The organism is Mesorhizobium sp. M4A.F.Ca.ET.050.02.1.1, from assembly GCF_003997725.1.
GTDB lineage: Bacteria > Pseudomonadota > Alphaproteobacteria > Rhizobiales > Rhizobiaceae > Mesorhizobium.
Window position 1 is genome coordinate 1 of the sequence record NZ_RZSG01000200.1, and the last position, 8,575, is coordinate 8,575.

Genomic DNA, 8,575 nt, shown 5'->3' on the forward strand with positions numbered 1-8,575 from the left:
ACTTGCCGCCATGCCATTCCGGATCGGCCATGACGGCTTGCCGGCCCACTTCGTGGAAGGCGATGTTCTGCGAGGAATGACGTGCCCCGGTGGCGATCGGCAGCGCCGAGAAGACGCGCTCGGGATAGCTCGCCGCCCATTCCAGCACCTGCATGCCGCCCATCGAGCCGCCAAGCACGCAAAACAGCTTCTCGATGCCGAAATGGTCGACCAGCATCAGCTGCGCCCGCACCATGTCGCGGATGGTGATGACCGGCAGGTCGAGGCCGTAGGGCTTGCCGGTGGCCGGATTGGTCGAAGCCGGGCCGGTCGAGCCGAGGCAGCCGCCCAGCACGTTGGAGCAGATGACGAAGAAGCGGTTGGTGTCGATGATCTTGCCGGGACCGATCAACACCTGCCACCAGCCCGGCTTGCCGGTCACCGGATTGGTGCTGGCGACATGCTGGTCGCCAGTCAGCGCGTGGCAGACCAGGATGGCGTTGGAGCGGGCGTCGTTCAGCGTGCCATAGGTCTGGTAGGCGATCTGAAACGGCGACAGCAGCGCGCCGGCATCGAGCTTGAGCGGCTTGTCGGCGCCGAAGCGCAACACCGGGCTCGACGGATTGTCGGCCTCGTTGCTGGTTTTTGCGGCGCGCAGAACGGCCATAACATCCTCTTACATTAGGCACCGTGGTTTCCGGAAACCGATTCCGGTTTCCGGACCAGGCGACTGTCCGGCCGGCGGCGGGCAACAAAAAACCGGCAATGCCTTCGCAAAGCCGGTTACAGGATGCAAACGGCCCTTTAGCGAATTGTTTAACGTGGCTGCAAGCCGACCGGCCAAATCACCACGGAACTGTCGCTGCTCTTCTAGGGCCAGCGCGGCTCGGCGTCAACGGTCGGGCTTTTCGCGCCCTTGCCGCCCTCTCGACATTCGCGGCCACGGCTTGTATTTCCGCTGCGGCCTTCGGTTGGAGGCATCCTCGACGGACTTTTGGACATGAACCAGACACCTGACAAGGCACGTCCGACGCCCCGCGCGGGCATCATGGACATCGAAGCCTATGTGCCCGGCAAGAGCACAGCGCCTGCCGGTGTCGCCAAGGTCCATAAACTGTCGTCGAACGAGAACCCGCTCGGCCCCTCGCCGAAGGCGATCGAGGCGGCGCGGGAGGTTGCCGCAAGGCTCGACGTCTATCCCGACGGCACCGCCAGGCGGCTGCGCGAGGCGATCGCCGAGGCGCACGGCCTCAACCCTGCGAACATCATCTGCTCCAACGGCTCCGACGAGATTCTCGGCCTGTTGGCGCAGACCTATCTTGCGTCCGGCGATGAAGCCATCATCACCGAGCACGCCTTCATGGTCTACAAGATCTACATCCAGTCGGCCGGCGCCACGCCGGTCACGGTGAAGGAGACCCATGAGCGCGCCGACATCGACGCGATCCTGGCAGCGGTGACGCCGCGGACCCGCATCATCTTCCTCGCCAATCCCAACAATCCGACCGGTACATACGTGCCGTTCCAGGAAGTGCGCCGGCTGCATGCCGGCCTGCCGAAGAACGTGCTCTTGGTGCTGGATGGGGCCTACGCCGAATATGTGCGCCGCAACGACTACGAGGCCGGCATCGAACTGGCGGGAAGCGCGGAGAACGTGGTGATGACCCGCACCTTCTCCAAAATCGGCCTTGGCGGCGCGCGCATCGGCTGGATGTATGGCCCCATGCACATCGTCGACGCGATCAACCGCGTGCGCGGCCCCTTCAACGTCAACGCAACGGCGATCGAGGCCGGCATCGCGGCGATCCGCGACCGCGCCCATGTCGAGCGCAGCGTGGCGCATAACGAAACCTGGCTCGCCTGGCTGAGCGACGAACTGACCAAGCTCGGGCTGCGCGTGACGCCGAGCGTCGGCAATTTCGTGCTGATCCACTTCCCCGAGGACGGCAAGCATTCGGCGGCGGCGGCGGACGACTATCTCACGGCGCGCGGCTACATATTGCGGCGGGTTTCCGGCTACGGCTTCCCCAACGCGCTGCGCATGAGCGTCGGCATCGAAGAAGCCAATCGCGGCGTGATTGCCGCCCTCACGACCTTCCTGAAAAGTTGAGCGCCATGGCACCTGTGATGTTCGAAAAGATCGCGCTGGTCGGCATCGGCCTGATCGGCTCGTCGCTGGCCCGCGTCATCCGCCGCGAGGGCCTGGCCCGCCATGTCGCCATCGCCACCCGCAGCCCCGCCACGCTGGCGCGGGCCGAGGAGCTCGGCCTCGGCGATTCCTACGCAACCGACGCCAGGCAAGCGGTGCGCGATGCCGATCTGGTTATCGTCTCGGTGCCGGTCGGCTCCTCCGGCGAAGTGGCGGAGGAGATCGCGCCGGCGCTGAAGAAGGGCGCCATCCTCACCGATGTCGGCTCGACCAAGGCTTCGGTCATCGCGCAGATGCAGCCTTATGTACCTGACGGCGTTCACTTCATTCCTGGCCATCCTCTGGCCGGCACCGAGAAGTCCGGACCGGACGCTGGCTTCGCCGACCTCTTCGACAACCGCTGGTGCATCTTCACGCCGGTGCCCGGCACCGATCCCGCGGCATTGGAAAGGCTTTCAGAGTTCTGGCGGCGCTGCGGCTCAAACATAGACACAATGGATCCGCAGCATCACGACATGACGCTGGCCATCGTCTCGCACCTGCCGCACATCATCGCCTACAACATCGTCGGGACCGCGGACGACCTGGAATCGGTGACCAAGACCGAAGTCATCAAGTACTCCGCCTCCGGTTTCCGCGACTTCACTCGCCTTGCCGCGTCCGACCCGACCATGTGGCGCGACGTCTGCCTGCACAACAAGGACGCTATCCTGGAAATGCTGGCGCGGTTTTCGGAGGACCTTGCTTCGCTGCAGCGGGCGATCCGCTGGGGCGACGGCGAGAAACTGTTCGACCTGTTCACGCGCACGCGCGCGGTCCGCCGCTCGATCATCGCGGCCGGCCAGGACATCGATGTGCCGGACTTCGGCCGCCAGGTCGTCGAGCATCCCGGCGCCAAGGGATAGGCGCGTCTAGAGCTTCTAATCGCCGGGTCAGTGGGCCGCCATCATGGCCAGCGTCTCTGCCCGGTCCGGGGCGCCGAGCCGGCCGCCGAAGCGCTGGCATTTGAGCGCCGCCGCAGCACTGGCAAAGCGCAAGGCCTGCTCGGGCGGCATAGCTTCCGCGAGGCCGACGGCAAAGGCGCCGTGAAACACATCGCCGGCCGCCAACGTATCGACCGCCTTGATCCTCGGCGCCGCGACATGGCGGACCGAGCCGGTGGAACGGTCGTGCCACCAGCTTCCCGCCGCGCCGCCGGTGACCGCGACAAAGGCGTCGGTACGGCTGGCAAGATCGGCGCAGGCGGTTTCCGGATCGAGCGCATGGCCGCAGACGATACGCGCCGCGGGTTCGGAAGCGACGATGTGCGTGGCCAGCGGCAACAACTGCTCCAGCACCTCCAGCGGCGCGGTATCGGCATCGAGGATCGCAGGCCGGCCATTGGCGCGCGCCGCGTTCAGGGCGAGCGCCGCGGCGCCCGGCCAGCGGACGTCGACCAGCACGGCGTCGAAGGCGGAGAGATCGGCGGGCAATTCAGCGGGGTCGGCCTGCGCCTTGCGGTCGTAGAACGGAACGATGATGCGCTCGCCATGCGCGTCAACGAGGATCGCGGCCAGCGCCGAGCGCGCGCCGGCCACACGTCGGACCAGGCTGCAATCGACGCCCTCGGCCTCGATCTCGGCAATCAGCTGGTCGCCGACGGCATCATCGCCCGCACTTGCCCAGAGCGAGACTTCGGCGCCGAGACGGCGGGCGGCGCAAGCGGCGCTGGTTGCCATGCCCGAGGCGATCTGGACGCCATCGGAAGCGATGAACTTGCCCTGATGCACGGGCAGCGTGTCGAGGCGAAGGATCGTGTCGAGGGTGAACGCGCCAACACTCAGGAGCTTGACCGGTTTATCCATCTGCTCGCAATCTCTTGTTGAGCATGATCTTGTCCGAAGACCTGTTTCCACCTTTTGCTGACGCGGGCCCTCGGTTCGGAACCATGCTCTAGTTGACCGGCTTGATCTTGCCGAGCGGGATGAAGCCGAGCGAGGCCTTGCCCTTGACGATCCTGAGCGGCATGGACGGTTCGTTACCGAGCATCGCCAGGCCGGCAAAGCCTTGCTCGATCTCGCTCTTGCGCTCGGGAATGGCGCCGCCAAGGATCGCCGCCACCGCCTTGGGATTCCTGAGCTTGATCGTCAGGTCGGCGTCGATCAGGCCGTCGGCATCGACCGATAGCGGCCCGGACACCGTTATCCGTGCTTCGCCAGACGACAGATCGAGCTTTGCGATGTCGACCGACTGGCCGCGCAGGCTCTTCGGCTGCGTCCTGATCAGCACGACACCGTTCTTCAGCGTCGCCTCGCCACTACCGTCGAGCGGCGGCAGCACGCGTCCGCCGATAGCATCGGCGTCGATCTCGAGATCGTTGAAACTGCCGGCATAGCCGATGTCCTGGCCATTCGGCTGCAATTGCCCGGCAGCCTTTCCGGCATAGAACAGTTCGACAGGATCACTGTTGTCAGCCGGATCGGTCTGGCCGGACAGGCCCTCGGCCTTCAGCGCGACGCGCCGGGGCAGCGGCCAGGAGAGCTTCGCATCCGCCCGCAGCTTGTCCCAGTCGATCCATAGCGGCGTCATCCCGGGCATGGAGGTCCTGAGCGGCCCGCGTAGATCAGCAACAGGCGACAGGGGCTGGTTGATCGCAGCCACGGCATTGAAGCTGCCGGTCGAGGCGGCGAGGTTCCTGGCATCGTCCTCATAGGCGAGCGTGTCGCAGGAAATGGCGAAACTGAGCGGATAGCCGCTGACGGTCAGGTTGGCGCAGCCGGCCTCGATGCCCTTGGCGTTGAGCGCGGCCACCGCCTTGTCGGCCTCGGCCCTGACGCGATCGGCGAGGTAGAACCAGCCGGCGCTGTAGATGGCGAACAGCACTGCAATGAAAGCGGCGAGCCAGAACAGCCGGCGGCGAAAGTTCGGCGGGCGCTGGTCAGTTGACGTCATGCTGGAGCTCTCATTGCCCCTGATATTGCGGGCGGACGGTTGTTACGCAACAAGCGGAAGACGGAAACACTGATTCCGGCGTGCGGTCGGGACTCACGCGATCAGGCTTGGCGATATGGGCGATTTTTGGGTTTTTGGCTATGGGTCGCTGATCTGGCGCCCTGGATTCGCGCATGTCGAGACGCGCCGCGCGCGCCTTTTCGGCTATCGGCGGTCGCTTTGTGTCTATTCCTTCGTGCACCGAGGCACGCGGCAGCGGCCGGGCCTGGTGCTCGGCCTCGACCGTGGCGGCTCCTGCATCGGGCTGGCGTTCCGCGTGCCCGGCGACCTGCGGGGCGAGGTTCTCGCCTATCTGCGCGAGCGCGAACTGGTGACCAGCGTTTATGTCGAACGCACGCTGGACATCCGGCTCGACGGGAACGGGACGGAGGCACGCAAGACGATCAAGGCGGTCGCCTACATCGTCGACCGCGCGCATGAGCAGTATGCCGGCGCGCTCGATGCGGCCCATGCGGCCGGCATCGTTGGCGGCGCAGCCGGCCAGTCCGGCAGGAACGAGGACTATGTGCTGAGCACGCTGGAGCACCTCAAGGCGCTCGGCATCCGCGACCACTGGCTGGAAGAGGTGGCGCGGCGGGTCGCGCCTTTGTGAAGCGCTGGCCTGCCGGAAAAGAAGGGCCAGGCCTTTGACCTCGGCAATCCAAGACCTAGCTTAGCTGCTGCCCCCAAGCCGGGCTTGCCCCGCATCATCCCAATCATCACGGAGTTCAATCTTGCACAAACGCCGTCTCGGTCGCACCGAACTTTCCATCGCGCCGCTGGTCCTGGGCGGCAACGTCTTTGGCTGGACCGCCGACGAGAAGATCTCCTTCGACCTGCTCGACCGTTTTGCCGATGCCGGCCTCAACGCCATCGACACGGCGGACGTCTATTCGCGCTGGGCTCCCGGCAACAAGGGCGGCGAGTCCGAAACCATCATCGGCAAGTGGATGAAAAGCCGCGGCAACCGCGACAAGATCGTCGTCATCACCAAAGTCGGCTCGGACATGGGCCAGGGCAGGCGGGATTTGTCCGCCGTCTATATCGAAAAGGCGGTCGACGCATCACTGAAGCGGCTGCAAACCGATGTGATCGATCTCTATCTGTCGCATTGGCCGGACCCGGCGACACCCTACGAGGAGACGCTCGGCGCCTATCAGAGCCTGCTTGCCAAGGGTAAGGTCCGCCATGTCGGCTGCTCAAACCTCGATGCCGGCCAGCTACGGGCGGCGCTCGACGTGGCAAGCCTGCGCAGCCTGCCGCGCTATGAGGTTCTTCAGCCCGAATACAATTTGTACGATCGGTCGTCGCTCGACGGACCGCTGCTTGATCTCTGCGTGGCCGAGGATATCGGCGTTATCACCTATTTCGGTCTCGCCAAGGGATTCTTGAGCGGCAAATACCGCGGCAAGGCCGATCTCGGCCAGAGCGAGCGGGGCGAGGATGTCGCCAGCTACCTCAACGAGCGCGGCATGCGCGTCCTCGCCGCGCTCGATTCGGTATCGGCAAGGCATTCGGCCAGGCAAGCGGAGGTGGCTCTGGCCTGGGTGATGGCGCGGCCGGGCATCGCGGCGCCGATCGCCAGCGCCACGACGCTCGCCCAGATGGACGGCCTGGTGCGGGCGGCATCGCTGATGCTCGATGCCGACGACATCGCGGCGCTGGACCGGGCCAGCGCCTAGCGCCGCAGGGCCGGCGGTGTTTCGCCCGCTGTTGCACGATCGTTCAAGACGGGGATGCCGCTTGCGCATAGCGTTCCCGCATCGCGACAGGATGCGGGAAAGGCGTATGGCTGGGTTCTTGTCCCTCACGCAGCCATGGCAGCAGGTGCTGGCGCTGGTGTTTGCCGCCACCGTGGTGATGGGCAGTCCGGGGCCGGCGACCATCAGCGTCACCGCCATCGGCGCCGCCTTCGGCCTGCGCCATTCGCTGCGCTATACGTCGGGCATCATCCTCGGCACCACGATGGTGCTTCTGGTGGTGGCGTCCGGCGTGATGGCGATCTTTGCCTCGCTGCCGGGCATGGCGCCGGTGCTGGCGATCGCATCCGCCGCCTACATCCTCTATCTGGCCTACAGGATCGCGACGGCGCCGCCACTGGCGGCGCGCGAGAGCGGGATGGCGCCTCCGACATTCGCCGGTGGGTTCCTGCTCGCGGTCGCCAATCCGAAAGCCTATGTGGCGATCGCCGCGGTCTTCGCCGGCGCTTCGTCGGGCGTCGCCGATCTCGGAATTTCGACCAGGCTCGTGGTGCTCGCGCTGATGATCGTCGCCATCCACGTGCTGTGGCTTCTCGCCGGTGCGGCCTTCGCCCGCTTCCTGCGGCGGCCGCTGGCCTCGCGGATCATCAACCTGATTTTCGCGGCGACACTGGTGCTGACGACGGCACTGGCGGCCTGGCCATAGGCGGGCCGGCGTCAAGAGGCTGCGGTTCAGGCCTTCGCCTTTTCGGCGGCCGCAAGCTCGGCCAGCCGCTTCGCCGCCGTCGGCGGCATTGGCGGCGGGTTCGGCGCGCGCGAGGCCTCGACGAGGAGTTGGTCGCAGGCTGCCTCGGTCTCGCCGATCAGCCGCTGCATGAACTCGTCCTTGGCCAGTCCCGGCGGGATCGGCGGCAGGAAGCGGGCCTTGATGGTGCCGGGATAGCGCAGGAATTTGCGGCGCGGCCAGTAGAGGCCGGCGACGTGGGCGACGGGCACCACCGGGACGCCAAGCTGCGAATAGATCTCGACGATGCCGTATTTGTAGGCCGGCTCGTCGCCCGGAGCGCGGCGCGTGCCTTCGGGGTAGATGATGAGCTGGCGCGGATTGCGGTCCATTTCCGCTCTGGTGGCGGCGACGACCGCCTTCAGCGCCTTGGAGCGACTGCCGCGGTCAACCGGGATCATGCGCATCTTCATGATGTACCAGCCGAAGAAGGGGATCCAGGTCAGCTCCCGCTTCAGGATGTAAAGCGCGTCATCGAGATAAGGGAAAAAGGCGATCGCATCCCAGAAGGACTGATGCTTCGGCGCCAGGATGAAGGACCCTTCGGGCAAGTTCTCGACGCCTGTGATTTCGCTCTTCGTGCCGGCGATCTTGTCGTAGAGCCACATGCAGCTCCGCGACCAGAATTTCGGCACGAACCAGGCCCGGTGACGCGGCGACAGGAAATAGTACGGGGTCCAGAGGATCATCTGGACGACCAGGCTGACATAGAAGACGAAGTTGAACGCCAGCGAGCGGACATAGAGCATGCGGGAAGGGCCCGGTGAGAACGAGTGCGTTGGTTACACCAAGCGCGGGCAAAAAGGAAACGGGCCGAGGTCGGGACAATCCCGATTCCCGAGCCTACCACATTGCCTGCGTGAGACGCTCCTTCAGGCGGGGGGCGGCGAAATCGAGGAAGGCGCGCAGCTTGACCGGCAGCAGGCCCTGGCCGGCATGGACGAGGCGCACCGGCCATGGCGGCGGCTCGAACTCCCGCAGCACGGCCTGCAG

9 protein-coding genes, 1 pseudogene and 1 riboswitch are annotated in these 8,575 nt (G+C 65.8%); of the genes and pseudogenes, 5 read left to right on the forward strand and 5 right to left on the reverse strand.

Translation table 11 applies throughout. The features are described from left to right. Nucleotides 1-646: homoserine O-acetyltransferase (gene metX, locus EOA33_RS15465; protein ID WP_127405995.1), on the reverse strand; the 646-nt coding region annotated here is incomplete at its 3' end. Nucleotides 647-763: 117 nt separating this feature from the next. After that, a riboswitch (SAM riboswitch) is annotated at nt 764-841 on the reverse strand. Nucleotides 842-979: 138 nt separating this feature from the next. Here metX and hisC point away from each other — a divergent pair. Next, nucleotides 980-2,089: a histidinol-phosphate transaminase gene (hisC, locus tag EOA33_RS15470; protein WP_126058077.1), complete on the forward strand. Its 1,110-nt coding sequence runs from the start codon at nt 980-982 to the stop codon at nt 2,087-2,089. Nucleotides 2,090-2,094: 5 nt separating this feature from the next. Next, nucleotides 2,095-3,033, forward strand: a complete 939-nt coding sequence (locus EOA33_RS15475) for a prephenate/arogenate dehydrogenase family protein (RefSeq protein WP_189347623.1) — start codon at nt 2,095-2,097, stop codon at nt 3,031-3,033. A gap of 27 nt (nt 3,034-3,060) precedes the next feature. Here the strand turns inward: EOA33_RS15475 and EOA33_RS15480 are convergent, their stop codons facing one another. Further along, complete coding sequence (locus EOA33_RS15480; protein WP_126058079.1) at nt 3,061-3,972, reverse strand: sugar kinase; 912 nt, start codon at nt 3,970-3,972, stop codon at nt 3,061-3,063. Nucleotides 3,973-4,060: 88 nt separating this feature from the next. Continuing rightward, nucleotides 4,061-5,059, reverse strand: coding sequence for a DUF2125 domain-containing protein (locus EOA33_RS15485; RefSeq protein WP_126058080.1), 999 nt, complete (start codon nt 5,057-5,059; stop codon nt 4,061-4,063). Nucleotides 5,060-5,174: 115 nt separating this feature from the next. Here EOA33_RS15485 and EOA33_RS15490 point away from each other — a divergent pair, with 115 nt between their 5' ends. The 3 genes from EOA33_RS15490 (at nt 5,175) to EOA33_RS15500 (ending at nt 7,504) form a co-directional block, all read left to right on the forward strand. Then, a complete protein-coding gene (locus EOA33_RS15490; RefSeq protein WP_126058081.1) occupies nt 5,175-5,711 on the forward strand; it encodes a gamma-glutamylcyclotransferase in 537 nt (178 codons plus the stop codon). A gap of 121 nt (nt 5,712-5,832) precedes the next feature. Further along, nucleotides 5,833-6,780 carry an aldo/keto reductase gene (locus tag EOA33_RS15495; RefSeq protein WP_126058082.1) on the forward strand — a complete coding sequence of 316 codons (948 nt, stop codon included), beginning with the start codon at nt 5,833-5,835 and terminating at the stop codon, nt 6,778-6,780. A 106-nt stretch (nt 6,781-6,886) separates the two neighbouring features. Beyond that, nucleotides 6,887-7,504, forward strand: coding sequence for a LysE family translocator (locus EOA33_RS15500; RefSeq protein ID WP_127405996.1), 618 nt, complete (start codon nt 6,887-6,889; stop codon nt 7,502-7,504). Between the two features lie 26 nt (nt 7,505-7,530). Here EOA33_RS15500 and EOA33_RS15505 read toward each other — a convergent pair whose 3' ends face one another. Both EOA33_RS15505 and EOA33_RS40480 read right to left on the reverse strand, forming a co-directional pair. After that, nucleotides 7,531-8,331 (reverse strand): 1-acyl-sn-glycerol-3-phosphate acyltransferase, encoded by an 801-nt coding sequence (locus tag EOA33_RS15505; protein WP_126058084.1) that lies wholly within the window; start codon nt 8,329-8,331, stop codon nt 7,531-7,533. A gap of 94 nt (nt 8,332-8,425) precedes the next feature. Beyond that, nucleotides 8,426-8,575, reverse strand: a pseudogene (locus EOA33_RS40480) (LysR family transcriptional regulator); the annotation flags it as partial.

Bases quoted from the DNA above. Each gene is read 5' to 3' on its own strand.
- hisC (WP_126058077.1), top strand. From the start codon at position 980: ATGAACCAGACACCTGACAAGGCACGTCCGACGCCCCGCGCGGGCATC.
- EOA33_RS15475 (WP_189347623.1), top strand. From the start codon at position 2,095: ATGGCACCTGTGATGTTCGAAAAGATCGCGCTGGTCGGCATCGGCCTG.
- EOA33_RS15480 (WP_126058079.1), bottom strand. From the start codon at position 3,972: ATGGATAAACCGGTCAAGCTCCTGAGTGTTGGCGCGTTCACCCTCGAC.
- EOA33_RS15485 (WP_126058080.1), bottom strand. From the start codon at position 5,059: ATGACGTCAACTGACCAGCGCCCGCCGAACTTTCGCCGCCGGCTGTTC.
- EOA33_RS15490 (WP_126058081.1), top strand. From the start codon at position 5,175: ATGGGCGATTTTTGGGTTTTTGGCTATGGGTCGCTGATCTGGCGCCCT.
- EOA33_RS15500 (WP_127405996.1), top strand. From the start codon at position 6,887: ATGGCTGGGTTCTTGTCCCTCACGCAGCCATGGCAGCAGGTGCTGGCG.
- EOA33_RS15505 (WP_126058084.1), bottom strand. From the start codon at position 8,331: ATGCTCTATGTCCGCTCGCTGGCGTTCAACTTCGTCTTCTATGTCAGC.